The organism is Acinetobacter sp. P37, from assembly GCF_057480965.1.
Window position 1 is genome coordinate 94,701 of sequence record NZ_JBLIYY010000010.1, and the last position, 26,233, is coordinate 120,933.

General features: G+C 41.9%; 23 protein-coding genes, 1 pseudogene and 1 riboswitch. Of the genes and pseudogenes, 14 read left to right on the forward strand and 10 right to left on the reverse strand.

Annotated features, from left to right (window positions below; all coding sequences use genetic code 11):
* Window positions 1–274: 274 nt before the first annotated feature.
* The gene (locus AC25JC_RS10865; protein ID WP_180116386.1) at window positions 275–1,630 is read left to right on the forward strand and encodes an amino acid permease; all 1,356 of its coding nucleotides are present in this window, start codon (window positions 275–277) and stop codon (window positions 1,628–1,630) included.
* Window positions 1,631–1,930: 300 nt separating this feature from the next.
* On the opposite strand, the gene AC25JC_RS10870 is transcribed toward AC25JC_RS10865, so the two are convergent.
* On the reverse strand, window positions 1,931–2,086 hold the full coding sequence (locus tag AC25JC_RS10870; RefSeq protein ID WP_257223815.1) for a 3-hydroxybutyryl-CoA dehydrogenase: 156 nt from the start codon (window positions 2,084–2,086) through the stop codon (window positions 1,931–1,933).
* 115 nt (window positions 2,087–2,201) lie between these two features.
* On the opposite strand from AC25JC_RS10870, the pseudogene AC25JC_RS10875 reads away from it, so the two are divergent.
* Window positions 2,202–3,163 (forward strand): annotated as a pseudogene (locus tag AC25JC_RS10875) (IS5 family transposase).
* Between the two features lie 241 nt (window positions 3,164–3,404).
* On the opposite strand, the gene AC25JC_RS10880 reads toward AC25JC_RS10875, so the two are convergent.
* From AC25JC_RS10880 to AC25JC_RS10895, 4 genes are all read right to left on the reverse strand, one after another.
* Window positions 3,405–3,776, reverse strand: coding sequence for an MmcQ/YjbR family DNA-binding protein (locus AC25JC_RS10880; protein WP_486924021.1), 372 nt, complete (start codon window positions 3,774–3,776; stop codon window positions 3,405–3,407).
* Between the two features lie 35 nt (window positions 3,777–3,811).
* Window positions 3,812–4,417 (reverse strand): L,D-transpeptidase family protein, encoded by a 606-nt coding sequence (locus tag AC25JC_RS10885; RefSeq protein WP_486924022.1) that lies wholly within the window; start codon window positions 4,415–4,417, stop codon window positions 3,812–3,814.
* A gap of 112 nt (window positions 4,418–4,529) precedes the next feature.
* A complete protein-coding gene (locus AC25JC_RS10890) occupies window positions 4,530–5,975 on the reverse strand; it encodes a protein adenylyltransferase SelO (protein ID WP_486924023.1) in 1,446 nt (481 codons plus the stop codon).
* A 122-nt stretch (window positions 5,976–6,097) separates the two neighbouring features.
* Window positions 6,098–7,258, reverse strand: a complete 1,161-nt coding sequence (locus tag AC25JC_RS10895; RefSeq protein WP_486924024.1) for an acyl-CoA desaturase — start codon at window positions 7,256–7,258, stop codon at window positions 6,098–6,100.
* A gap of 189 nt (window positions 7,259–7,447) precedes the next feature.
* Between AC25JC_RS10895 and AC25JC_RS10900 the strand changes: the two genes are divergently transcribed.
* Window positions 7,448–7,981 carry an META domain-containing protein gene (locus tag AC25JC_RS10900; RefSeq protein ID WP_486924025.1) on the forward strand — a complete coding sequence of 178 codons (534 nt, stop codon included), beginning with the start codon at window positions 7,448–7,450 and terminating at the stop codon, window positions 7,979–7,981.
* 66 nt (window positions 7,982–8,047) lie between these two features.
* Here AC25JC_RS10900 and AC25JC_RS10905 read toward each other — a convergent pair whose 3' ends face one another.
* The 3 genes from AC25JC_RS10905 to AC25JC_RS10915 all read right to left on the reverse strand — a co-directional run bounded on the left by AC25JC_RS10905 (window position 8,048) and on the right by AC25JC_RS10915 (window position 11,432).
* Window positions 8,048–8,761, reverse strand: a complete 714-nt coding sequence (locus tag AC25JC_RS10905; protein WP_180005543.1) for a glycerophosphodiester phosphodiesterase — start codon at window positions 8,759–8,761, stop codon at window positions 8,048–8,050.
* A gap of 185 nt (window positions 8,762–8,946) precedes the next feature.
* Window positions 8,947–9,531, reverse strand: coding sequence for a cob(I)yrinic acid a,c-diamide adenosyltransferase (locus AC25JC_RS10910; RefSeq protein ID WP_111885379.1), 585 nt, complete (start codon window positions 9,529–9,531; stop codon window positions 8,947–8,949).
* A gap of 47 nt (window positions 9,532–9,578) precedes the next feature.
* Window positions 9,579–11,432 carry a TonB-dependent receptor plug domain-containing protein gene (locus AC25JC_RS10915; protein ID WP_486924026.1) on the reverse strand — a complete coding sequence of 618 codons (1,854 nt, stop codon included), beginning with the start codon at window positions 11,430–11,432 and terminating at the stop codon, window positions 9,579–9,581.
* A gap of 236 nt (window positions 11,433–11,668) precedes the next feature.
* A riboswitch (cobalamin riboswitch) is annotated at window positions 11,669–11,824 on the forward strand.
* A gap of 126 nt (window positions 11,825–11,950) precedes the next feature.
* On the opposite strand from AC25JC_RS10915, the gene AC25JC_RS10920 reads away from it, so the two are divergent.
* The 6 genes from AC25JC_RS10920 (at window position 11,951) to AC25JC_RS10945 (ending at window position 18,397) form a co-directional block, all read left to right on the forward strand.
* Window positions 11,951–13,771 carry a TonB-dependent receptor domain-containing protein gene (locus tag AC25JC_RS10920; protein WP_486924027.1) on the forward strand — a complete coding sequence of 607 codons (1,821 nt, stop codon included), beginning with the start codon at window positions 11,951–11,953 and terminating at the stop codon, window positions 13,769–13,771.
* A 159-nt stretch (window positions 13,772–13,930) separates the two neighbouring features.
* On the forward strand, window positions 13,931–14,572 hold the full coding sequence (locus AC25JC_RS10925; RefSeq protein ID WP_078194140.1) for a phosphoribosylanthranilate isomerase: 642 nt from the start codon (window positions 13,931–13,933) through the stop codon (window positions 14,570–14,572).
* Entirely contained in the window at window positions 14,556–15,782 is a 1,227-nt protein-coding gene (gene trpB, locus AC25JC_RS10930; protein ID WP_486924028.1) for a tryptophan synthase subunit beta, read from the forward strand. Before AC25JC_RS10925 ends, trpB begins: the two co-directional genes overlap by 17 nt.
* A 211-nt stretch (window positions 15,783–15,993) precedes the next feature.
* Complete coding sequence (locus AC25JC_RS10935) at window positions 15,994–16,719, forward strand: CPBP family intramembrane glutamic endopeptidase (protein WP_180103187.1); 726 nt, start codon at window positions 15,994–15,996, stop codon at window positions 16,717–16,719.
* 21 nt (window positions 16,720–16,740) lie between these two features.
* Window positions 16,741–17,259, forward strand: a complete 519-nt coding sequence (locus AC25JC_RS10940; protein WP_078194137.1) for a DUF1543 domain-containing protein — start codon at window positions 16,741–16,743, stop codon at window positions 17,257–17,259.
* 145 nt (window positions 17,260–17,404) lie between these two features.
* Window positions 17,405–18,397, forward strand: a complete 993-nt coding sequence (locus AC25JC_RS10945; protein WP_078194136.1) for a DUF2804 domain-containing protein — start codon at window positions 17,405–17,407, stop codon at window positions 18,395–18,397.
* A 52-nt stretch (window positions 18,398–18,449) separates the two neighbouring features.
* On the opposite strand, the gene AC25JC_RS10950 is transcribed toward AC25JC_RS10945, so the two are convergent.
* The gene (locus AC25JC_RS10950) at window positions 18,450–19,325 is read right to left on the reverse strand and encodes a metal-dependent hydrolase (protein ID WP_486924029.1); all 876 of its coding nucleotides are present in this window, start codon (window positions 19,323–19,325) and stop codon (window positions 18,450–18,452) included.
* A 145-nt stretch (window positions 19,326–19,470) separates the two neighbouring features.
* Between AC25JC_RS10950 and AC25JC_RS10955 the strand changes: the two genes are divergently transcribed.
* Window positions 19,471–20,499: a helix-turn-helix transcriptional regulator gene (locus tag AC25JC_RS10955; protein ID WP_486924030.1), complete on the forward strand. Its 1,029-nt coding sequence runs from the start codon at window positions 19,471–19,473 to the stop codon at window positions 20,497–20,499.
* Window positions 20,500–20,583: 84 nt separating this feature from the next.
* Here AC25JC_RS10955 and AC25JC_RS10960 read toward each other — a convergent pair whose 3' ends face one another.
* Window positions 20,584–21,918: a Na+/H+ antiporter NhaC family protein gene (locus AC25JC_RS10960; RefSeq protein WP_486924031.1), complete on the reverse strand. Its 1,335-nt coding sequence runs from the start codon at window positions 21,916–21,918 to the stop codon at window positions 20,584–20,586.
* A gap of 363 nt (window positions 21,919–22,281) precedes the next feature.
* On the opposite strand from AC25JC_RS10960, the gene trpA reads away from it, so the two are divergent.
* Genes trpA through AC25JC_RS10980 form a run of 4 tightly spaced genes read left to right on the forward strand, consistent with a single transcriptional unit; the run spans window position 22,282 to window position 26,232 of the window.
* Window positions 22,282–23,085, forward strand: coding sequence for a tryptophan synthase subunit alpha (gene trpA, locus AC25JC_RS10965; RefSeq protein ID WP_078191221.1), 804 nt, complete (start codon window positions 22,282–22,284; stop codon window positions 23,083–23,085).
* Entirely contained in the window at window positions 23,082–23,978 is an 897-nt protein-coding gene (accD, locus tag AC25JC_RS10970; RefSeq protein ID WP_180005414.1) for an acetyl-CoA carboxylase, carboxyltransferase subunit beta, read from the forward strand. Before trpA ends, accD begins: the two co-directional genes overlap by 4 nt.
* The gene (folC, locus tag AC25JC_RS10975) at window positions 23,975–25,258 is read left to right on the forward strand and encodes a bifunctional tetrahydrofolate synthase/dihydrofolate synthase (RefSeq protein WP_078194131.1); all 1,284 of its coding nucleotides are present in this window, start codon (window positions 23,975–23,977) and stop codon (window positions 25,256–25,258) included. Before accD ends, folC begins: the two co-directional genes overlap by 4 nt.
* Window positions 25,255–26,232: an SPOR domain-containing protein gene (locus AC25JC_RS10980; RefSeq protein ID WP_180108124.1), complete on the forward strand. Its 978-nt coding sequence runs from the start codon at window positions 25,255–25,257 to the stop codon at window positions 26,230–26,232. Before folC ends, AC25JC_RS10980 begins: the two co-directional genes overlap by 4 nt.
* Window position 26,233 lies beyond the last annotated feature (1 nt).

The window sequence follows — 26,233 nt, forward strand, 5'->3', positions numbered from 1 at the left end:
GAATGCTAAAAAGCAGCTCTCTATTGAGGGCTGTTTATATTTAAAGGGACAATATATTCAGCCACTTTAGTATACTGGCGGCTAAAGCTTCCGGCTGTTCGAGTGGAATCTTATGGCCCGTATTGTCCATCCTATCAATTTGACCAAGTGCTATGGAGAAATGCAGCTCACGCGCTGTATTCCATAATGATTCATACAGAAATGATCTGCGAATATTTGGCTGCAAAGAGCTGCACAGGCTACAATCCACTTTTTTATAAGATGAGAACGTGTTGTGAGCAGCGAAATGCCTCAACTGCAGCGCCGATTAAAGAACCGTCATATTCAGCTGATTGCAATGGGTGGCGCAATCGGGACAGGGCTATTTTTAGGCTCTGCGCATATTATTGAGTCGGCTGGACCATCGATAATTCTGGGCTATTTGATTGGTGGTTTGATTGCTTTTCTGATTATGCGCCAGCTGGGCGAGATGATCGTGCAAGAGCCAGTCACAGGTTCATTCAGTCATTTTGCTTTTAAGTATTGGGGCAAGTTTGCGGGCTTTTTAACGGGCTGGAACTACTGGATTCTGTATATTTTAGTAGTGATGACCGAGCTGACCGCGATAGGCAAATATATCAATTACTGGTGGCCGCATGTGCCTGCTTGGGTTTCAGTTTTGGTGTTTTTTGCTGTGATTACGCTAGCCAATTTAGCCAATGTCAAACTGTATGCAGAATCTGAATTTTGGCTGTCGATGATTAAGGTTGTGGCGATTGTTGCCATGATTATTTTTGGTATATACCTGCTACTTACAGCAGGCGCAGACTCTACCGCTTCGATTAGTAATTTATGGGTACATGGCGGCTTCTTCCCGCACGGTTTTGAAGGCTTATTCTACATGCTAGCCTTTATGATGTTTGCTTTTGGCGGCATTGAATTAATCAGCATGGCGGCGGCTGAAACTGAAAATCCTGATCAAAATATCCCGAAAGCGGTGAATCAGACCGTAATCCGCGTGTTCTTATTTTATATCTGTTCCTTGGCGGTACTGCTGTCGCTGGTGCCGTGGAATCAGTTGAAACTTGGCGGTTTGGATCATAGTCCTTTTGTGATGATTTTTAATCAGATGGGGATTGATTGGGCGGCGCATTTGCTGAATTTTATTATTTTGACGGCCTCCGTTTCGGTCTGTAATAGCGGCATGTATGCCAATAGCCGCATGCTGCTTGGTTTGGCAGAACAGGGCAATGCGCCAAAAGCCTTTAAACAGGTGAATAAGCACGGGACACCGATTGCTGCAGTTTTATTTTCTGCTTTGCTGATTTTTGGCTGTGTGCTGCTGAATTATTTCTTACCTGAAAAAGCATTGAGTTATTTGATTTATATCGTGGTGAGCGCTGCGGTGCTGAATTGGATGCTGATCAGCTTGATTCATTTGAAGTTTAGAAAAGCGATGCAGCAACAGGGCATACTGACCAAGTTTCCTGCTTTATTTGCACCGTTCACCAACTATTTTGTTTTGGTGTTCATGCTGATGATTTTATACATCATGTGGAATCAGGGCTTTATGCTGTCGGTGCTGATGCAGCCCGTATGGATTTTACTGCTGTATGTGCTGTTTAAAGTGATGCAATTGAAGAAGGTTTAATACCATGAAGGCTTAGGGAAGAGCCTTTGTTCACTGTCACTAAAAAATGATTTTGAAAAATTCTGACAAAATACGCAAATTGAGTGAATATTCATATAAAAACTGCTCTAGTGCATTCAATTCTAGGGCGAATTTATATAAGATTATGATTTATATTGGATAAAACAAATTATTTCGTATAACGTGTATTATGTTAATTTTAGGAAATCTTTAGAATCACTATGCAGATAATCAATTCAATTGCGAATCACTTTATATTGTTTTCTACACAATAGTTTTTCCATTTATTTTTAAAGTCTTCTATAGCTTTTTCTGCTTCTTCCTCTTTGGTATATAGACAGGTGATTTCTTCACTTCATCTACTATCTGATTGAAAATTTCACCTTCCTCTTTGAAGAGGTTGCTATAAATACTTTTAGCTTTTTCTACATCTGAACCCATTTGATGAAAAGTCATCAATGTGTCTGCTGCATATGCAATTCCATCACATTGTTCATTGTCATCCGCATATGAAAAGGGCTTTGTTGCACAAACCTATCTGTAAAGGCTTTTTCAGCGATATAATTTTCAAATGAAGAAGTCTACACACAAAATCTACCGCACAACCAATTGGCCCGCATATAACCGAGCACTCATGAGTCGCGGAAATATTGCCCTTTGGTTTGATCCTGTTACGCAATGGTATGCGCCATCAAAAGGCAAACAAGGGCGAAATCAAACCTACTCCGACGCAGCCATCCAATGCTGCTTAATGATTAAATCCTTATTTCGTCTGTCTTTACGTATGGTTACTGGCTTTGTGCAAAGTTTGATTAAACTTTGCGGATTAAATTGGATAGCTCCGAATATCAGTGATATTCGTACTCCACGCTTTGTAGAAGACAAAAGCATATTGATATTGTAATCAGCTACCAAAAAAGTAGCGATGGGCTGCATCTACTCATGGACTCTACAGGCATGAAGTTTCTAGGTGAGGGCGAATGGAAACGCAAGAAACATGGACCTGAATATCGTCGCCAATGGCGTAAACTTCATATTGGTATAGATGCTAAAACCCTACAAATACGAGCAGTTCAGCTTACAACCAATAATGTCAGTGATTCACAGGTGCTTGGTGATTTACTTAATCAGATTCCACAAGATGAGCGGATTGACTCTGTTTATACTGATGGAGCTTATGACACCAAGCAATGCCGTCAGGTCATTGCAGATCGGCAAGGGCATGCGGTGATTCCACCTAGAAAAAATGCGAAACCATGGAAAGATACAAAGAGTAGCTCGCTAGAGCGAAATGAATTGCTTCGAACGGTTAATCTTGCGAAGCAGTGCTTCTCAGGCAGGACACTATGGAAAAAATGGTCAGGCTATCATCGGCGAAGTTTGGTTGAAACTAAGATGCATTGCATCAAATTATTAGGAGATAAACTCAGTGCAAGGAGTTTTGATAGCCAAGTGAATGAGATCCATGCACGTGTAGCAGTCCTTAACAGATTTACGGAATTAGGTCGACCACTTAGCCAAGTTACGCCTTAAATTTGGCTTAATTAGGGGCGCTTTACCTTTCAAATCTTTGTGCAACAAATCCTATGAAAAGGAACAAGTTAGTAATAATATCGAAAAAATTATTGGTTTTTTCATAATGGGAAATTTCATTTTAAATATGAATACTAAAAGATTTCTATGGATATTAAAATCCATAGAATTTTACTTCATTTAACATAATTGCGATTATACTAAATTTGCAAAATCAACCAGATCGAAAGGGAAGTGTTATCTAAACACTCCTCAGCAATTCAATCCTCTGCCGCTGTCCTTTGTTTAACTTTGATACCACCAATTCATAAGAATTCAGTACCAAATCCTGCAGCAGTTCTTCTTCCAATTCTTCATCTGTAAAAACAGAAATCCAATGCTGCTTATTCATATGCCAGCCCGCACGAATAAAGGGATAAATGTCTTTAAGCATTCCGCCATTGTCTGGCAGCACTTTTAAATTGATAGCTGCTTTGCCTTCTAAATGAAAACTCAGCATAAAAACCTTATCCATCACTTTAAACACATCACAGCCTTCACCAAAAGGCTGGCTGCATGTGGTTTCTGGCAGGGCTAAGGCTGTCTTCGCAGCTACAGCATGTAATGCAATCATAGGGGATACCCAAAAATAAGCCTGAGCGTTAAAGCCTAAGGATGAATATGAATAACGGTCTCATTATTCACCAGTTGCCAAATTTCATCCATATCAATATTGCGCACTGCAATACAGCCCCAAGTCCAATCTTTTTGTGGGAAATACGTCATCAGTTGTGGTGCAGCTTTCATTTGTAAACTGGTCGCCGAACCATGAATCATAATGTCACTACCTGCAGAAACCCCTAGATTTTTAGCCTTCTGTTTATCGGCCGCATTGGGGTAAGAGATATGCAAAGATTTATAAAATGCGCTTTGCGGATTGCGCCAATCTATATGATAAGTTCCTTCTGGCGTCTTGCCATCACCTTCTTGAACTTTATGTCCAAGCGGTTGAAAACCCAGACGCATCGGGTAACGCCGAATGACCTGATCCTGATGTTTTAACTCTAAATAACGCTCAGCTTTATGTACCTGAATATTGTCGATCGGCGTTTCTGTGCGAATTTTTTGAATTTGCAAATCACTTAATTTAGGTGGAAAGGCCAGTGCATTGGCAGGTGTAGGTAGATATTTTTCAAATTTTTGATAGCCCAAATAGCTTGCAACAAGGCAGATTAGGATAGCGAAACTAAAGATCGTGATATTTTTTCTTGTCATTGTAATTTAGTGGATAAACTGCTTTCGCAGTCCATCGATTTCTGAATTGTGGATAATGTTTAAATTATCCACAATTTTGATTCGAGTGAAATGTGGATTTGTGGATAATTTTTTAAGACGAGCAGCTGACCATCACTTCAGGCACATCACTTGGTAAAGGTCCTAAATCTTCAGTTTTTTCTAGGTCAAGTTGTTTAGTAAATGGTTGGCTCAATAATGTAAACAAACGCTCAACTTCTGAAAAATCATTACGTTCAGCAAGCTCAATCGCCTTTTGCGCCATATGGTTACGCAAGAGATATTGCGGATTGGCCTGTGCCATTTCCGCATCTAAAGCATCGGTGTCCTGATGCTCACGGATACTTTCATATTGTGCCAAGAAACCTTCAAAGGCGCGGCGGTCTAAACAGTCATCTTTAATGGCTTCATATTCATGATTTTGCAGACGAATAAAGCTTTGCGTGTAGTCCAGCTGTTCACTTTGCAGAATACGCAAAAAGGCCATGGCGCAGTCAAAGCTGTCTTTATGGAAACTTGGCAAACCCATTTTCTGAGCTAAGCCCAATTTATAATGTTCCAAGAAGGTCAGTTCAAAATGCTCTAAGCACTTAGCTAAATCTTCTTTCCACTGTTCTTTGTCATAGTCCGTAGGGCAGAGCGGAATGAGATTATTCAGCCATTGCCAGAGATTCCAATGCCCAATACTCGGCTGCTGCTGATAGGTATAGCGGCCTTGGTAATCCGAATGGTTGTTGATCCAGTTTGGGCGGAAGCGCTCCATAAATCCATAAGGTCCAAAATCGAGCGTTGAACCAGTAATATTCAGATTGTCAGTATTCATCACGCCATGTGCGAAACCAATGAGCTGCCATTTGGCAATCATCACTGCGGTACGCTGAATGACTTGAGTGGCAAAAGCTAAAATCGGTTGTTCGGCATTCAAGCATTCAGGGTAGTGCCATTCGATGCATTTTTGCGTGAATTCAGGCAGTAAATCGCTTTGATATTGATTGATCCATTCAAAATGCCCCAATCGAATATGACAGTCAGATGTACGTAGCATCATCGCACCGAGCTCGAGTTTTTCGCGCTGTACACCTTGCTCAGAACTGGTAAAACCTACCGCATTGCTGGATGCAACGCCTAGGTTGTTCAGCGCATGTCCTGCCAAATATTCACGAATGGTCGAGCGCAGCACTGCACGTCCATCGCCCATGCGTGAGTAAGGGGTCGAGCCGGCACCTTTGAGATGGAGGTCAATGGTTTGCCCATGTTTATCGATGATTTGCGCAATCAATAAGCCGCGTCCATCGCCTAATTGGCCTGCCCATTGTCCAAACTGGTGACCTGCATAGACCATGGCCAAAGGTTCAAATTCAGCAAAGGTTTTTTGACCGCTGCAGATGTCTACCCACGCAGCTTGATCTTCTGCCGACCATTGCAGCTCATCTGCAAGAGCCGCATTAAAATGTCCTGCTTTTGAGCCTTTTAAGGGTACAGGCTGCTGATGATGGTACAGGCGAGGTGGCAGGGTGTTATAGCGGGCATTGAACAGCATAATGATCTTTAAAAATTCAAATTATGTTTAAACTATAGCAAAGACCAGATAGAAAAACTGTAGCTTAAAATCAATAAAGCCTCCACAAGGGAGGCTTTATCATTTGAGGAGCTTTAAAACAGTTAAGCGGTTTTCTTTTTCAAATTACGCATCAATTGATTCAGTGTTTCACGGTGCTGAGATAGGCGTTGTTCAACTTGCTGGAATTCAAGTTTGAGTTTGTCATCCATTTGATGAATTTTTTCAGCAACTGCTGTTTTCTTCGCTTGAATTTCCTGTTCTTTTAATTTTGCCCAGTCATTCAAAGTTTGCGAAAACGCATCATATTCTTGAGAAATACGTTGTTTTGCTGTGGCGATGTCATCGGTCATATTCAGACCATAAATCGCAAGGTCTTGTTCAGCATATTTAAACTTCATTGCCAACTCAGCTTTTTTAATATTAAAGCTTGGAATACGGCGTAAGTTCTTTGCCAAACCTAATTTAGAACATGACCAAATTAGCCATTTAGTTGGGTCATATTGCCACCATTTCACACCATTACGGTAGTCGTATTGGAAAATGTGATGGTAGTTATGATAACCCTCACCCCAAGTAGCAATAGCTAGAACAAAGTTGTCACGTGCCGTATTTTCATCAGTATACGGACGTTTTCCCCACATATGGCAAAGTGAGTTAATAAAGAAAGTTACGTGATGGCTTAAGATTAAACGCATTAAACCGCCCAATAATAGAACGCCCCACATGTCGCCTACAGCCCAACCAATTGGTAACAAAATAGCTGCGTGAACGGCAATCACTAAAGGGATGTAATATTTGTCTTGGAACATCACGACTTTATCTTTTAATAAGTCAGGTGCATTTTTATAGTTTGGTGCTGCTGCTGGATAATCACGAAGCATCCAACCAATGTGTGCATACCAAAAACCACGGTTGATTGAGTATGGATCTTGATCCACATCATCAACATGACGGTGATGTGTACGGTGGCCTGAAGCCCAAAATAAAATACTATTTTGAACTGCAAAAGTACCCATGAGCATTAAAATGATCTTTAAAGGCAAGGTTGCTTCATAAGCACGGTGTGCCCATAAGCGGTGATAACCTGCGGTAATACCTAAACTACTGAAACCCAGTAAAACAAACATACTGATCCAAGCAGCGGCACTAAAATCATGATTAATGGCATATAACGGAATTGCAATAACTGCGACGATAGGTAAAAACACCAATGCAAAAATGGCAATCCAGTTCATTGGGGCTTTGGGTAGGGGAGCATTCATCTCCAACAGCACTCCTGAAACCTTGGGAGGTATAGATAGGACGAATCCCATTAAATTTTTAAGGGATTTTAAACGTACAGAATAGTAGCACGGGAAAACCCGTTTTCACTACTGTTATTGTACAGTTGTATTGTTCTAAACAGTAACATAATACGACTGAAGTTATTTGACTTTTTGTGGAGTAAAAAGATGCCAAAAAATCAGCAAATTTGTCAAAATAATCTGAAATTACTTATCAAATACTGCATCTGGGGCAGCTTTCTGATCAGTTGTCTTGGACTGATGGCTTGTCAAAATTCTCCGACGCAGAAGGTGACTACAAAGTCACACGGAAAATCACTGGGCAACAGTATTGAGCAGCCATTAAAACTTATTCGCGTGAACGATGGGATACAAGATATTCCATGGACGATTGTGAAAATCGCTGGACAAAAAGCAAAGTTCTTTCATCATCAACCTTATCTTCAGTTCAATTCGCAATTTCGACAAATTCAGGGAAATACGGGATGTAACAATATCAGTGGCACTTATGTGATCGATACCTTAAAACACAGCATTGATCTGAATGCCCGAGCAGGTTATTTCAGCTGTGATTCGGCTTTGGCTCAAGAGGCTGAACTTTCAGATGCCTTGCAAGCCGCAACACAATTTCAAATAAAAGGGAAACACATGACGATGCAAAACAGTCTTGGACAAACTGTATTGGTTTTAGAAAGAAAATAGACCGATTGAAATAGCGACGTGTTGATCGAGAAGTGAATTACACAAATCTAGGTGAATAAAGCAGCATTAAAAATGCTGCATCATTAATTTAGGATAGTCGGTAATTAAACCGTTGATGCCCCAATCTTTAAGCTGTTTAGCACGATCAACGTCGTTGACGGTCCATACACTCACATTTAATTTTGCCTGCTGTGTGGCCTGAATAATGTCTGAATTGGCAAGTTGGTTCATCCAACCGATTTGGATACAACCTAATTCAAGTGCTTGTTCAATCGCTTTAAATTTTACGTCCGTTTCAACCAAAAGCCCGCGTTTGAAGCCGGATTTTTTTTGTTGCAAAGCAAGATGAATTTTAGGGTCAAAACTGGTGATCACCGCGGAATGTTCGAAACCTTGGAGCTGTTGTTCCAAGGTTTCAGTCAGCGCTTCAGCTTCAGTCTGTGTCTTCACTGCTTTCACTTCGACTTCAATATGATCGAAGTTATGAATAATTTTGAGCGTTTGTTCGAGCAGTGGCGTCGGCTCAACTTTATTCCATTCTGACCATGTCACTGCATGGTTATACGGTTCTAGTTCAGAACTTTCGCATTCATAAAGATACTTATCTTGGCCGGTGGTACGGATGAATTGATCGTCATGCATCACAATTAAGGCGCGATCTTTTAGCTGTCGCACATCAAATTCAACTGAGCGTATGCCTAAATCTTGAATATATTGGAAACCACCTAGGGTATTTTCAGGTGCTTCACCACGAGCGCCACGGTGACCGATTATGCGCATACGAGGCCTACAAAAAAGGATGTTAAGAACATAATGTCCTGTAAGAATGACAGGGAGATGACACTGTTATTTTGATCCGATCATCCTGAAATACAAGAATGATCGGACGAAATGTTTCGATTTATTTCAATGTAAAATAGACTTTTAATTGGTCAAAGGATTTGAGCAATTTTTGAATCCAAAAATTATTGATCAATCGTGTCATTAATATTTTTCTGCCACAGCACCTCAGAACCACCTTCAGCGCGTTGTAATGTACGCGATGCGACAAATAACCAGTCTGAAAGGCGGTTCAAAAGCTGCAATGACGGCGCTTGAATGTTCTGGTCACGGTTATGTACAGCCATTAAACGACGTTCTGCACGGCGGCAAACTGCACGAGCTTGATGGGCAAAGCTACATACTAAAGTGCCTGAAGGCAGGATAAAGTCTTTGAGCATTGGCAGCGCTTCATTCATACGGTCAATGTCATTTTCCAAAAACTCAATTGACACAGGTTGTACCAAGTTGAAGTTTGGAATGCAGACTTCACCGCCAAGGTCGAATAACCAATGCTGAATCAGGCTGAGCGATTTATCCCAAGCCGCTTTGTCTTCAATACTGCTAAGTGCGATGTGCGAACGCAGAATACCAATGCTTGAATTGAGTTCATCGACATCTCCTAAGGCTTCAATACGTAAATCATCTTTGGCTACGCGTGATCCGTCGCCAAGCCCTGTCGTACCTGAATCGCCTGTGCGGGTATAAATTTTACTTAAGCGGTGGCCCATTTTAATTGTCCATTTTTTGATTAAAAGTTGAATAAATCAGTGTGAAATTAATATCTAACTGTGATGCCAAAGGAAGCCAAACGGCCGCCATTTAAATAGAATTTGCCGTCGAAATTGCCAGCAGAAGCCGTTTTATATTGAACATCGCCGACATTTTGAATATTGGCAAAGAAGCGCAGTTGCTCGTTGGGTTGGTAATAACTATTGAAATCAATCTGAGCATGTCCAGGGATCACATCCTCATCATAATTACTGCTGTCTGAATGGCTGTTCGCACTCAGCGTTGTTGACAGCCCATAATGTTCATCAGCCCAACCAGCTGACAATGCCAGTTTTTGACGTGGGCGGCGGCTCAAATCCAAACCTGTTTTATCATTTTTTGCTTGATTGTAGCTATAACTGGCCTTTGTAAAAAATGCCTCATTGCTCCAATTCACATAGACTTCTGAACCTTGAATGGTCACTGCATCAATATTGGCAAACTTCCAGTTATTGTTGGGATCAGAATCAATAAGGTTATCAATTTCAGTTCTGTAGATAGACATACCAGTTTTTAGTTGTGGTGTCATTTGTAGGTCTAGCCCAATTTCATAGGATTGACTTTCTTCGGGTTTTAAGTCAGGGTTTGCATAGTCGCCATAATATAAGTCGTTCATGGTTGGCGCTTTAAATGCTGTACCAATATTGGCATAGCTACTAAACAACGGCGTGAAAAAATAACGCGCAGCAACTTGTCCGACCGTGTGTTGACCATATTTTTCATGGTCTTCACGACGAATACCCGCTTGAGTTTTTAATTTATCAGTTTGATATTGGTGCTGTAGATAATAACCCGTACTGTTTAAGTCTTGATGAAAAGACTCTGCAGTTTTTAGCGTTGATGTTTCTAGCTGCCGATGGGTGATGCCTGCGATGATGTTCTGAGACGGCGTCATTTGCTGTTTTGCGGTCAGTTCATATTCAGTGGATTCATAATGGGTCTGTTCAAAGATTTTGAGCTGTTCCAACTCATCTTTAAAATAAGACACGCGAGCATTCAGGGTCAGCTGATCTGTGGGGTTGAAGCGTGACTTCAGGGTTGCAATTTGATTTTTAAAATCTTGCGACTTTTGCTCATATTGCAGTGAATTCCAGCTGTATTGCTCATATTGAGCATTACCTTGGTTTTCAGAATAATCCAATGAAGTGCCAAAGCGTGTTTCTTCATAGCCAAATTTGGCAGACACGCCTTTTTGATTAAAGCTAGAAGCTCTGGCATTTTCATGTTCATGAATCAGTGTGCCGTCGGTTTCTAAACGCTGTCCACGAATTTGCGCATAAAAACCTTGCTTGGCTAGGTCTACCCCGACAGTACTTTTATAGCTTTGATTTTCACCTATTTCAGCGCTGATAAAAGCTGCATTTTTTTCAGGGGTTTTGCTAATGATTTGTACCACACCACCAATGGCATTGGTGCCATAAAGGACAGATGCTGGGCCTTTTAAAACCTCAATCTGCTTAATGTCTGTGGTATCTATAAAATTATTTGGCGCTAAACCGCTGGCATCATTATTTAAACGGACACCGTCACGCAATACCAAAGTGTGGTCTGACTCTGTGCCACGTAAAAAAAATGAAGCTTGTTGTCCATAGCCACCCAGCTGCACCATATTGATAGAAGCATCACTCATTAATAAATGTGGAAATGATGCAATTGGTGATTGATCTATGAGCGACTCATCAATAATGGAAATACGTGCTGGCACATTTTCTAATTTTTCTTGTGAGCGTGTTGCAGTCACCACAATGGTATCCATTGTTGGTTGAGCAATGCGCGATTCATTTGCAAAACAAGATGTAGAAAAAGCCCAAGCGGCAGCAATGCCTGTAGCGAGTGCTGTAGGGCGAGCTAAATTTGACATGCGATGCTCCATACATTTACCCCACGTAAATGATTGAGTGATAGAACACAGTGAGCAGGTATCGGACTGGCAAATTTACTTTTGCGCACCGTTGCGGGGGCAGTGTTGTGGAAACTTCCCATGCCAACTGTTGTGAATGGCTTAAGTATAGAGAACTCCGATTTATCGAACAATCAAATCTATCGGGCATTTTAGTGTTGCTGCATATTCAGCTTGACTTGCTGTGGGGCAGAAACTAATCTGCCCATGCTTCAGGTGCTTCCTTAATTGAGAAGTGAAACTGGGAAGTCAGTCCAGCAGTATAGAGCTGTTGTTATCTGACACTGCCCCCGCAACGGTGAATCGTTATTCATAACGTAAGTCCGGAGACCGGCCTGATGCAGACCTATTCATAATGCGGCGGGCGTTATAGCGGGATTGCATCATTGCGCCAATATTGGCCTTGCATTGCTGACCCTGAATCCGCCTGCGTTATCCATTTTATTATTCGCACGGGCGGTGCGATCGGGGAATACAGCATGCATTTTTTCTCTAAGACTCTTGTCGGGTCGCTTTTTGTTTTATCTCCACTTTCTGCTGCGATGGCAGCAGACCAAGTTTATCAACTTCCAGTGATTACAAACACGGTTGCCAATATTGTTGAGCAAGACGCACAAAAAACTTTGGCAGCAGTCACAGTCATTAATCGTGAAGAAATTGAACGTAAGCAATTTACTTCTTTACAAGAATTGCTTCGTACAGTGCCGGGCGTAACGTATACCAACTCTGGTGGTTTAGGTCAGCCAACCAGTATTTCAATTCGTGGTACAGGTTCTACTGCGGTATTGGTATTGGTGGATGGTCAAAAACTGGGTTCGGCAACTTCAGGCCAAACTTCATTTGAGCATTTGCCAGTTGATCAAATTGAACGTGTAGAAGTGGTCAAAGGTCCGCGCTCAAGTTTATATGGTTCTGAAGCTGTAGGCGGTGTGATTCAAATCTTCACCCGTAAAGGGACGCAAAATGGCGTAAAACCATTTGCTTCGCTCAAGTATGGTTCACATGAAACTTACGATGCAAATGTCGGTGTGAATATTCGTCAGGATAATTCTTGGGCGACGCTGAGTTTGGCAGGCTTGAAAACACAAGGTTTAGATGTAACAACTTTGCCGACTGAAACAGATAAAGATGGTTATGAAAACTATTCTGCGTCCATCAAAGCGGGTCATCAATTTAATGATCAATTTGCAGCTGATTTTAATGTTCTCTATGTAAATGGTGAAACAAATTACGATAGTCCATATAACGTAAATCCTTACAACAAGGTCGAGCAAAATGTGTATGGCGTAGGCTTTAGCTATTCTCCTGTAGATCTTTGGAAAACGCAGCTTAAATTTGGCCGTTCAGAAGATAAATACGAAACCTTTAGTGCAGATAAATCAACTGGTGTATTTGATACCACAAAAGACAGCATCAGCTGGTTAAACACATTATCTTTCAATGCCAATAACACACTATTGGTGGGTGTGGATTACTTAAATGATCAAGTCGACAGCACCACCAATTACGATGAAAAAGAGCGTGATAATGTCGGTTACTATGCGCAATATCTTGGTGATTTTGGTCGAGTGAACCTGCAAGCTGCTATTCGCTTAGATGATAACGAACAGTTTGGTGATCACACCACAGGCAATGTCGCTGTTGGTTATTCATTTAATGACAACTACAGCACTTATGTTTCATACGGTACCGCTTTCCGCTCACCAACATTTAATGACTTATATTATCCGGGCTGGTCAAATCCAAACTTAGTCCCTGAAGAGTCTGAAAATATTGAAATTGGATTCAAAGGGTCGCAATGGCTGAACTGGTCTGTTTCTGCCTTCCATAATGAAATTGATAATATGATTTCAGGCGGAACCAATATTGCGAAAGCAAAAATTAAGGGTGTGGAAGCTGAGTTCGGACAGTCACTGGACAACTTCACGTGGAACTTAAACTATACGTATCAAGAGCCTGAATATAATTCGGGGGCGACAAAAGGCAATCAAATCGCGGGTCGTGCAGGCCAATTATTGAATGTATCTGCAGATTATACGATGGATAAATGGACGCTAGGTGGCTCTGTACACGCAGAAGACCAGCGTTATAAGGATGCCGCTAATACAACAAGCTTTGGCAGTTTTGCGACAGCAGATGTACGTTTAACCTATCAAGCGACTCCTGAATTTTCTGTACAAGCGAAGCTTGCTAATATGTTTGATAAAGAATATTACACGGTGTATGACTCTTGGAGTGATTATTACTACCGTCAAGAAGGCCGTACTGCTTGGGTAACATTACGTTATGCAATGAAATAATTCATTAAAATGTCAAAAGGCCCTGATCATTCAGGGCTTTTTATTTTTGCAGTGGAATCATGCTGAAAATCCACGCAATGCATGAAAATTGCATTACAATGATTCGCCTTCATATTCATAGATAGGCTATGAATAGGGCGGAGTCAGAGCCAAAACAATATGCGAACCCGTGCCAAAATCTGCGGAATTACACGTATTCAAGATATTCAATCTGTCGTCCAAGCTGGCGCAGATGCGATCGGATTTGTATTCTTTGCGCCAAGCCCGCGCAGTGTAACGGCAGCGCAAGCTGCTGAGCTGATTCAGCATGTGCCGCCGTATGTGCAGACAGTGGGTTTATTCGTGAATGCATCGGCTGCAGACATACAGAATATTTTAAAAATTTCACCTGTAGACATCCTGCAATTTCATGGTGATGAAAGCCCTGAACAGTGCCAAATAATTGCGCAGACCGTTGGACGCCGCTGGTACAAAGCCATTCAGGTCAAGCCTGATTTAGATGTGATTAGCAAGATTCAAGCCTTTCAAGAAGCAGGGGCAAGTGCCGTACTGTTAGATGCATGGCATCCTGAGCTGAAAGGCGGTACAGGGCATAGCTTTGACTGGGCACAGTTCCCAAAACTCGATATTCCTTTAATTTTGGCGGGCGGTTTAAAGCCTGACAATATTGAAGAAGCGATTCAAATCACTGGTGCTTACGCCGTAGATGTGAGTGGTGGTGTAGAATCGGCAAAAGGTATTAAAGACCAACAACTCATAGAACGCTTTATGCAAGGAGTCCATCGTGGATCAGCAAAATAAGATTGACTATACCCAATTCCCTGACGCACAAGGGCATTTCGGTATTCATGGCGGGCGTTTTGTGTCAGAAACTCTAATGGCAGCACTTAAGGACTTAGAAAAGCTCTATTTCCGCATGAAAGATGATGCCCAGTTTTTGGCAGAATTCGACCGTGACTTGGCGTATTACGTCGGTCGTCCTAGTCCTTTGTATTATGCTGAGCGATGGTCGAAAGAGTTGGGTGGTGCGCAAATTTATTTAAAACGTGAAGACCTGAACCATACAGGTTCACATAAAGTGAATAACACCATTGGTCAGGCTTTGCTGGCTAAACTTTCAGGAAAAAAACGTATTATTGCGGAAACAGGCGCAGGTCAGCACGGTGTAGCAACGGCAACGATTGCTGCGCGTTTAGGCCTTGAATGCGTGGTGTTCATGGGTGCAGAAGACGTAAAACGTCAAGCCATGAATGTGTACCGTATGCGTTTGCTTGGAGCGACAGTTGTATCTGTAGAAAGCGGTTCAAAAACATTGAAAGATGCCATGAACGAGGCGATGCGTGACTGGGTAACCAATGTTGATTCAACTTATTACGTGATTGGTACAGTTGCAGGTCCACATCCATATCCGCAATTGGTACGTGATTTCCAATCGATCATTGGCCGTGAAGCGCGTAAACAGATTCAAGAACAAGCAGGCCGTCTGCCAGATGCTCTTGTTGCATGTGTGGGTGGCGGTTCGAATGCGATGGGCTTGTTCTATCCATTCTTAAATGATGAAGATGTGAAAATGTACGGTGTTGAAGCGGCAGGCTACGGCATTGAAACGGGCAAGCACTCTGCACCATTGAATGCAGGTCATGTCGGTGTACTTCACGGTAACCGTACGTACTTGATGTCAGATGATCAAGGTCAAATCATTGAAACACATTCAATTTCTGCAGGTCTAGATTATCCAGGTGTAGGCCCTGAGCATAGTTTCCTCAAAGATATGCACCGTGTGAACTATGTGCCTATCAATGACACTGAAGCGTTACAAGGCTTCCGTGATTTAACCCAAATTGAAGGTATTATCCCTGCATTAGAAAGCTCACATGCGATGGCTTATGTGACGAAACTTGCACCGACCATGGACAAAGACCAAATCATTATTGCGACTGTATCAGGCCGTGGCGATAAAGATTTAATGACCGTTGCCCGCATTGATGGCGTGGAAATGGTTGAGATGTAAAATCTCCCCCAACCCCTCTTTAATAAAGAGGGGAAAAGCCCTGCTTTGTTAAAGGTGAGGATTAAAAAATCGCGCAGAAGCAGTTCCGCGCGATTTTTTTTTGGCTGAAAATTTTATTAAGGCAAATCTCTACAAAACAGATGCAGAATAAAAGTGTGAAATAAATCACAATACTGTGTAAATTTTATTGCTTTAGAAAGACTTTATAACAATGACGTTTACCCAATTGGTTCGTGCAGAATCCTTTCCAACCCATATTTATTGGCAATGGCGTGATACTTTTGCGCTGTGCATTCTTCCGCTGATCTTGTTCAACAGTTATGTCTTAGACCAATTTTTTGGTGTTTCAGCTCAGGTTGCTTTGGGTGATTCGATCTTTCGCGGTATTTTATTTATTGCCGTGTGTTGGCTCTATAAAACGATGCTGTATACGCACTGGCAAAAGTATAAACAGGCCTTTTGGCGTTCAAGCCTGTTGGTGGTTGTCGGTGCAGTCGTCTTACAAGTAGTGATTTCTTTTACACGCAGTCTGTTGCCCGTTGGTGAGAGCATTGAAAAAGAATCGACCATTGATCCTAATACGATTGCGTTTTTTAGCTTGCTGATCATCAGCCTTGGGCCATTATTTACCGCTTTGCTTGAAGATATTATTTTCCGCTATACCTTGCTGCAAAAGCTGTTTGTACAGCCGTGGCTTTGGCGAGTGATTTTGGTCTTGCTGAACTCAATCTTATTCGGCTTGATACATTATCATAATTTTGATGGCGATTTGATTGCGACCATCAGTTTTATGGCGGCAGGCCTATTTCTCAACCTCATCTATTTGTGGACGCGTAACATTTGGCATGTCTTACTCATTCATTTCGTCAACAATGCAGTACTCTCTTTAGGCGGCGTGATTTTGTTGAAATTACTTCAGCCCTATGTGGGCAGTTGAAGTCAAAAATAGGGGGAGATTGTGTCCAGTTTATTTATGGTGATGCTCGGCGGACGCCATCCAAGAGCAAATATCGAAGTGCATGATGTCATTCTTGCAGTGGGTAACGCATTAGAAGAGGTTTATCCACAACTGAGAACGGCATGGTTTGGTGAGCAAAAAGGCTTACATATTGATGCTTGGGCACAGGTACATACAGTCAGCACTGAAAATCGGCATTATCGTATCCAATTTTGTGATGCCGCGCCCCGAGCTGAAGATGAAAAATTATGGCTGATTAATCTCGGGGGATATGATGCCCGCGAATTTGGTGAATTACATCGTTATGTTTTGGTGACGGGACAAAATGCCAGCGTTGCAAAACAACGGGGCAAGGCTTTTTTTGAGTCACATTGGCAAAAACAACATACCGACCGAACCCTAGATGTCGATGATTGTATTGCGATTGATCATGTCTATGGGCGCTATATCGAATTGGTTGAAACCCCGCATAGCCAGCAAAATTCATGGAAAAATGATTACATCTTAATAAATGAATAATTGTGATGATTAAGAGCTGAAATGTCAGCTTTTATATTTTTTTGTGATATTCGCCTGAAATCAGATGGATTGTCTTTTCAGGCGTTAAATAATAGGCATAATAACATTCAGGATTTAGACCTTAAACCTCAATGGAATGGCGTATATGGATTTAATACGGCCGAATGGACAGCCGCATTATGGGCGTTTTAGTGAACTTCCCAATCGCATCGATTTAAGTAAGTATGAATATAAGACACCGTATGGAAAACGACTTCAAGGTTGGCGTAAGCGTTTAAAATATAAAAAATTTAAATTTTGTTGTATTCAGCATGAACATTATACGATTGGTCTAGCGATCGCCGATATCGCGTGGGCAGGGCACGGTTTTGTCTATGTGTATGATCATATTACGAATGAAGTGTTGGAATGGAATTCGATTAATTTCCTGTCACGCAATACCGTTTTAGATGAACAACCTTTATTTAATCAGAGTCATTTTATTAAGTCAGGGATTCAACTGGACATTCAGCATGCCAATGGTGTGCGATACATTCAAATGTCGAAACATGGCGAACTCAAACTGAGCGCTCGAGTGTTTTGTGCAGGGACTGATCCGCTAAGTATGTGTAGCCCCACAGGGATTAATGGTTGGACCTATACTCAAAAACTAACGACGTTAGGCTGTGAAGGTTTCTTTATCAATAAGCAAGGCAAGACCATTCAATTCCATGACCGGACATTGGTGTCTTTAGATGATACCTGTGGTTTTCTTCGTCCTGAAACCGCATGGTTCTGGCTGTCGTGTAACTTTTGGGACAGTCAAAATCGACGCGTTGGGATCAATCTTGCCTCTGGGGTAAATGAAAGCTTTGGCAATGAAAATTGTCTGTGGGTCAATGGACATCTGTATGCCATGTCTGATGTGCTGTTCCAGCAACAAGGCGATAATCAATGGAATATTAGTTCATTAGATAACAGCTTAAATTTGATCGTCACCACAGGTTGGCGGCGCTATGAAAACCTGAATTTAAGATTGGTCGGTAGTCAGTTCAGTCAATGGCAGGCAAAAATTAGCGGTACAATTCAACGTGATGGCGAAGAAATTGTATTCTTAAATGAATATGGTTTACTTGAGCAGCACTATGCCAAATGGTAAGTCTAAGCCTATAAAAAAGCCGCAATCGATGCGGCTTTTTTTTATTCAATTTTTATTTTGCAGCTTGCCAAAACACTTCCGCAGCTTGAATTGGATCATTGGTTTCTTCATAAGTTTTTAACCAAAGATCATAATTTTGCACAATGGGATGCTGACTCGGATGGAAGTCTTTTTTAAACCAATCTCGATATGGTTTGCTCATTCGGGTGAGGGTGCCATTTTTACCAAAGAACCACGGTAAGCCTTTCATATTTAATTTTAAACGTTCAGTGAAACTGAAGCCGTCCTGTTTCAGCATCACATTGGCACGGTATAAGGTAAAGCCGAGCATCAATCCACTGGTCCAAACCAAAGTGAATTTCTTTAAATTTTCATCGACCTTAGCCACATCTTTCATCACATCAAAAGCTACATCGCGATGTTCCATTTCTTCTATCGCATGCCAAATAAATAATGCACGGACATAAGGATGCGCAGATTCTAGTACGGACTTTTGGCTACAGAACGTTTCAGCCATCAGCGCAGTCAAATGCTCGGCAGAAGCCGTCATGGCAATGTTGTATTCAGGTGAGCGTTTGCTCAGTTCAAATTTAAAAATTTTATTTAGACGTTTAATGAACGCATCGACAGGCATGCCTTGTTGTTTCATTAACATGTTCATTTTGTCATGCGCCATACCGTGCTGTGCTTCTTGACGAATAAAGTCAGCGACACGTTGCTGTAAATCAGGGTCTTGAATTTGACTACGGAACAGACGTACAGATTCAATGAAATAGCGCTCGCCATCAGGAAAGGTCAGGCTCAAGGCATCAAACATACGTGTTAAAAAGGGGTCTCCGCCAAACCAATAGCGCGGGATTTCTTCTAACTTAAAATTCAGCTTTGTGCGAACAATGGGTTCGACTTGATATTTGACGATAGCATTCATGATATTTTTTCTGTGCGAGTCGTATTGATTGCAGTATGTCGGAGAAATTGCACTTTGTTTTGACAGATATTGCCAATTTTTATACATTTTACGCCATGATGAAAATATAAAATGTCAGAATTGGCAGGTCAGAAAGAGGGGCGAGATGGCTGAAATTCAGATCCCAAACGGTTACTTCCAACTATGGAATATGGTCTTAATTGAGCGTGAATTAAACTATACACAGCTCGAATGGATTGCGCCGTATGCTGCGCAAATTCAGCATGTGCTGTCTTTGCCGATCGACTCTCAATCGCCGAATTCTTTTTTTAATACCATCATGCAACTGACTCAGCAGCATCTGGATTGCCCGCAATTGGTTTTTGAAATGGCCAAGTATATTCGTGCGGAGCATTTTGGGGTGTTAGGCTATATGGCGACACTGAGTAATAGCGTAGCAGATGCTTTGCAATATGTGATGCGGTTTAGTCGTTTGGTGATTGATGGGGCGCAAATTGTGCCGATGAATATGAGCCATCAAGATCATCAAATTATACTGTCTTGGCCTCAGCATGATGAAGAGTATGCTTTGGTGAATGAATTAACGATGGCCTGTATGGCACATTTGGCCAAGCAAATTTTTCCAGATTCTTTAAAGTTACTCTGTATTCATTTTGCCCATGCACCGCGGATGGCTCGTTATCACTATGAAAAGTTTTATGGCTGCCAAATGGAATTTTCGACCCTTAAATATTCATTTGTGATTCATGCAGACAGTTTGGATTTAAAATCAGAACTTGCTGATCCGTCACTGATGCAATTGTTATTACGTCAGGCCGAAGAGGCGATCGCCGCTCGTCCGCAACATGCAGATCCAATTCTACAGATGCAACAATGCATCGCTGATCATCTCAAACGAAAACAGCAAGCCCCTAAAATAGAGTGGTTAGCAGAGGAGTTGCATCTGTCAGTGAGAACCCTGCAACGACAGCTACAGGAGAAAGACACATCTTTTAAGCGGCTTTTGGAGCTTGAACGAATGAAACGCTGTGAATATTTACTTTCACAACAAACCATTTTGACGGATATCGCGTTGCAGTTAGGATATTCAGATCAGTCTGCTTTGGCACGTGCTTTTAAGGCATATAGCGGAGAGACATTATTAGCGCGAAAAAAAGCCTTGAGATTAGAATAAAACTTGCAGATTGCTCGTTAAGAAAAGCCTTTCAAACAACATTAAAAAAAGCGGTCAAACGACCGCTTTTCTTTAAGGCCAAACTTATGCCGCAGCTTTTAATTTTGGATACCGAAGTAAAATGGCAAGGATGGCAAAGATTGCCAAGACCCAACAGTAATACACACTACCAATCAGTTCCACAGGCGAAAGTTTTGCGATCGAACAAGCCAGTAACAGCTGTGCACCATAAGGAATGAGACCTTGGACTACGCAAGAGAAAATATCCAAGAGCGCAGCAGCACGTTTAGGGTCTACACCATATTCTTTGGCGACTTCACGTGCCATGTCACCAGATAAAATAATTGCGACAGTGTTATTTGCTACAAATAGGTTGGAGAAAATCACCAAGAAACTGATACCAATTTCACCTGCGCGTTCAGCACCAACTTTAAAGTAGCGTGTCATGCTGTAAATGCGTTGAATTAGCCATTCTAAACCGCCTTCTTTTTGCATAATGGCAGAAATACCACCTAAGAAAATAGAAAGCAGGGCAACTTCAAACATGCCGGTAAAGCCGTCATAAATAGAATTATTTAAGCTTAAGAAATTAAATTCAGGTTGAATCACCATACCAATCAAGCCAGACAGTAAGACACCAATGGTCAGTACAGCAAGCACGTGCAAACGTGAAAAGGCCAAAATAAATACGGCTAAATACGGCAGGATTAGCCACGCATTATAAGCTTTGTGTTCAATCGCTTGTGAGCCTTGACTCATGAATAAATAAATACAAATACTGACAATCGATGCAGGAACAGCAATCCAGACATTGACCTTAAATTTATCGCGAAGCTGAACTTTTTGACTGTTCGTTGCAGCAATGGTGGTATCTGAAATCATCGACAGATTATCACCAAACATAGCACCGCCGACCACAGCACCAATGGCATACACCACTTCAATTTCGGTGACTTGAGCAAAACCAAAGGCAATTGGTGCACAGGCTGCAATAGTGCCCATGGAGGTTCCCATCGCTGTGGCAATAAAGGCCGCAATAATAAACAGCATGGGCAGCACGAACTCAGGCGCAATCATCGATAGTCCCAACTGCACTGTTGCATCGACACTACCGATGGCACTGCTGACACTGGCAAAAGCACCAGCGAGCATAAAGACCATGAACATTAAGATCAAATTCGGGTGGCTAGCACCTTTCATAAATGTATCAATCGCGTCATTTATCTTGCCGCGATAGAGCAAAATTGCCAATACAATTGCAGGAAGAGCAGCGACTGGGGCTTTCACTTGATAGAACGCAAACTCAGTTCCAATGATGGAATGGTAAATACCACTGCCCAAAAAAATGGTCAGAAAAACAATAAGCGGGAGCAGTGCAAATGCCCGAGCAGGCACTTTCACTTGTGAATCGGAGGACATAGGAGATAAAAAAATAAAAGTATGCGGCTAGTATAAAGCAGGTTTTGCAATTTAAGGAAAATTAAAATGTAAATGCTAAGCCTGTTATTTTTAACATTTTTTTGATGATAAAATTAAGTTAATCTAAAACCTTATAATTTTGCCAGATCCTAAAATTAGGCATCTTTGATCATTGTGAAAAAAACTGAAATATCGGTAAATGATGCTTTCGGGTTGTTCTGGAAAATTATGTTTGCATGAGAAATGCCGACAGAGGATTGTATGCCCTGTTCAATGGGTAAAAAATAGCGTTACAATGCGATGTCTTGTATTTCGACAAAACCCACATCATAGTTTTGATTCATTCAAGGAAAGTATAACCCTATGTCACGTTTAGCCACTCGATTTGGAACGCTTAAATCTCAACAGCGTAAGGCCTTGGTTTCTTATGTTATGGCTGGTGACCCTCATCCACAAGTAACGGTACCTTTGTTACATCAAATGGTTGAGGCAGGTGTAGATGTGATCGAATTGGGTCTTCCATTTTCAGACCCAATGGCGGATGGTCCTGTTATTGCACTTGCCGCTGAGCGTGCGCTTGCTGCAGGAACCAATACTCTAGATGCCTTGAACATGGTGAAAGAGTTCCGTAAAAACGATACAGAAACACCAGTAGTACTGATGGGCTATTTAAACCCTGTTGAAGTAATCGGCTATGAAAAGTTTGTTGCCTATGCACATGAATGCGGTGTAGATGGCGTGCTCTTGGTGGACCTTCCACCAGAAGAAGCAAAAGATCTAGATGCAGTATTGAAAAAATACGACATGGATCAAATCTTCTTACTTGCGCCAACATCCACTGATGAACGTATTCAGCATGTGGTGAAACAAGCCAGTGGATTTATCTACTATGTTTCTTTGAAAGGTGTGACAGGTGCAGCGACGTTAGATGTTGCTGAAGCTGCGGCACGTATTCAAAAAATCAAATCGTATACTCAGGTACCTGTCGGCGTTGGCTTTGGTATTAGTGATGCAGCATCGGCGAAAGCCATGGGTGTTGCTGCAGATGCGGTGATTGTAGGTAGTGCTTTTGTTAAACAATTTGCAAACTTAGCGCCAGAACAAGCTGTAATCGAAACAGTGAATAAAGTGAAGGAGCTTCGAGCTGCGCTCGATGAGTTAGTATGAGTCAAGACGCAAAAACAGGCAAAATTCTGAGCGCATCTACGCCATGGACAGAGCGTGCGGTACCAGGTATTCATGTACCTGATGAACAGCAAGCATTAAAGGCGACATTTACTGAGCCGACGATTGAATGTCCTGAGTGTCATGCACTTGTGACTCGTACTGCAATGTCATTTAATGCCTACGTTTGTCCGCAGTGTGATGAACACTTGCGAATGAAAGCGCGTGATCGTTTGAACTGGTTCTTTGACCAAGTACAAAAAGAATTGGGTCAAGAATTTAAAGCCAAAGATCCACTGAAATTTGTTGATAGCAAAGCGTATCCAGACCGTATGTCTGAAGCGCAGAAGAAAACCGGTGAAACAGAAGCTTTAGTGGTGATGCAAGGAACGCTGAAAGGCATTCCAATGATTGCAACCGCATTTGAATTTGATTTCATGGGCGGTTCAATGGGTACTGTTGTAGGTGACCGTTTTGTTCAGGCTGCTGAACTTGCGATTAAAGCTAAACAACCGCTTATTTGCTTCGCTGCTTCTGGTGGTGCGCGTATGCAAGAAGGTATGTTGTCACTCATGCAAATGGCGCGTACTTCTGCTGCCATCCAAAAAATGAAAGATGCAGGCTTGCCTTATCTAGTGGTGTTGACACATCCAGTTTATGGTGGTGTGACTGCATCATTAGCAATGCTCGGTGATGTTCATTTGGCTGAGCCGAAAGCCATGATTGGTTTTGCTGGTAAGCGTGTAATTGAGCAAACTGTACGTGAAAAATTGGAAGAACCGTTCCAACGTGCGGAATATTTGCTTGATCATGGTGTAGTCGATCAAATTGTCCACCGTCATGCATTACGTGATACAGTTTATCGTATTGTAGCGAAATTGATGAACTTGCCTTGAACACAGCACCACTTGCAACTGATTCTTTAAACACATGGCTCGATTATTGGAGCCATGTTCATGTTACGGGTATTGATTTAGGACTGGAGCGGGTAATTCCTGTTGCAGATCGATTGGGCGTAACTCAGCCTGATGCCAAAGTTCTGACGGTTGCTGGAACCAATGGGAAAGGCTCAACCACAACGACATTGGCTGCCATTTTAAATGCGCAAGGTTATAATGTGGGTTTATACCAATCACCGCATATCTATCGATTCAATGAACGTGTAAAGCTTCAAGGTGTTGAAGTGGCCGACCAAACCCTGATTGATGCTTTTGTGGCCGTTGATCAGGCGCGTCGTGAATGTGAATTAAGTTTATCTTTTTTTGAAGCGACCACTTTGGCCGCTTTTGTTATTTTTAAACAGCAACATTGCGATGTATGGGTCCTCGAAGTGGGCCTTGGCGGTCGACTTGATGTGGTCAATGTCGTCGATCCAGATGTTGCAGTGATTACCAATATTGGTTTAGACCATACCGATTGGTTGGGCGACACTATTGAAAAAATTGCTTTTGAGAAAGCAGGGATTATTCGTCCGAATATTCCCGTAATTTTTGGTGGGCAGCAAGTTTTGCCTGAAGCCATTCGTCAAAAAGCAGAAGATTGCCAAGCCGCTTTACATGTACTCAATCGTGATTATTTTTATCAGTACAGTGATGATGGACAATCTTGGATGTTTGCCTCATCAGGTTCAACCTTAAAACTACCCGTGGGTTCTTTGGCACTCGAAAATATCTCTACGGCTGTAGCGGCAATCTTGGCCAGTGGTTTGGTGGTCTCTCAGCAGTCGATCGCTCAGGGGATTATCAATGCCAAGTTACAAGGTCGTTTTGAAGTTAGAGAAATTGCAGGAAAAACGGTGATTTTCGATGCGGGACATAACCCGCATGGTGTTGAATTTTTGTTAAAGCAATTGCGAAATTTCCTCCAGTACAATAAACAATACACAGAAGTGATCAGCGTTTTCTCCATGCTGACTGATAAAGACATAAATTCTGTCGTTAACTTATTGAAAGATACGGTAAGAATGTGGAAAATTGCACAATTAAATGTGCCACGTGCGGCATCTATCACACAATTGGATAGCGCACTGCAGCATCAAGTCGTAGAACATTATGACAATGTGCAATTAGCTTTTAAGTCCGCGCTGGAAGAAACAAAGAATAATCAGCTGATTCTGGTATGTGGTTCATTTCATACCTTAGAAGCGGTATGGGAGTATCTGGAAGAATGTCAATGAATAACAAACAACGCTGGATGGGTGGTGTTGTTTTATTAGGTGGTGGTGTACTGCTGGCCGCACTTTTACTTAAAGGCAAAGAAGAAATACATCAAAATCAAAGCCAAACTCCTGAAATGGCTCAAGTTGAGCAACAAGGTCAGGGTGCGGGTAAAATGTCATCATTGACAGTTGATGTTGAAACTGAAAAGCGTTTGCTCGAAGAACAACGACGTACCCGTGAAAAATCGGTTGCGGAGCAAGAAGCACGTGCAGCAGAATTTTTAGCGATGCAACAACAAGCGGAGGCTGATGCAGCACGTAAAGCAGCAGAAGAATATGCGGCTTTAAACGCACATCGTTCAGCTCAACAAAGTTCGGATAATATTCCTCCCGAATTGGTTGAAGATGAAAAAGCCAAGCAAAAGCGTTTAGCTGAGGATAAGTTGGCGGCTCAAAAAAAGTTAGAGAGTCAGTCGGCGCAGCAAAAGGCTGATCAGGCACGTATCGCAGCAGAAAAACAAAAAGCTGAAGCAAAACGTAAAGCGGATGCTCAAAAAGAAGCTGAACGTAAAGCACATGCTGAAGCTGAGAAAAAAGCAGCAGATAAGAAAGCAGCCGAAGCGAAGCAACAAGCTGAAGAAAAGCGTAAAGCCGAAGAAAAACACAAGGCAGAAGAAAAGCGTAAAGCAGAAGCTAAGAAAAAAGCTGAAGCTGAAAAAGCACGTGATCTGTTGGAAAATGGCGATAAGCAATGGATGGTGCAAGTTGCACTGGCTGCCAATGAAGCCAATGCAGATGCCGTCGCTGCAAAATTACGTGCAAAAGGCTATAAAGTGACGAAGAGTCCTACATCTAAAGGCATTCGTATTATGGTCGGCCCTTCGAAGGACCGTGATGCTGCGGACGCAACACGTAAAAAGATCAATTCAGATGCAAGTTTGAATATGAAATCTGCGTGGGTGATTGATTGGGTACCACTCGATAAACGCTAAG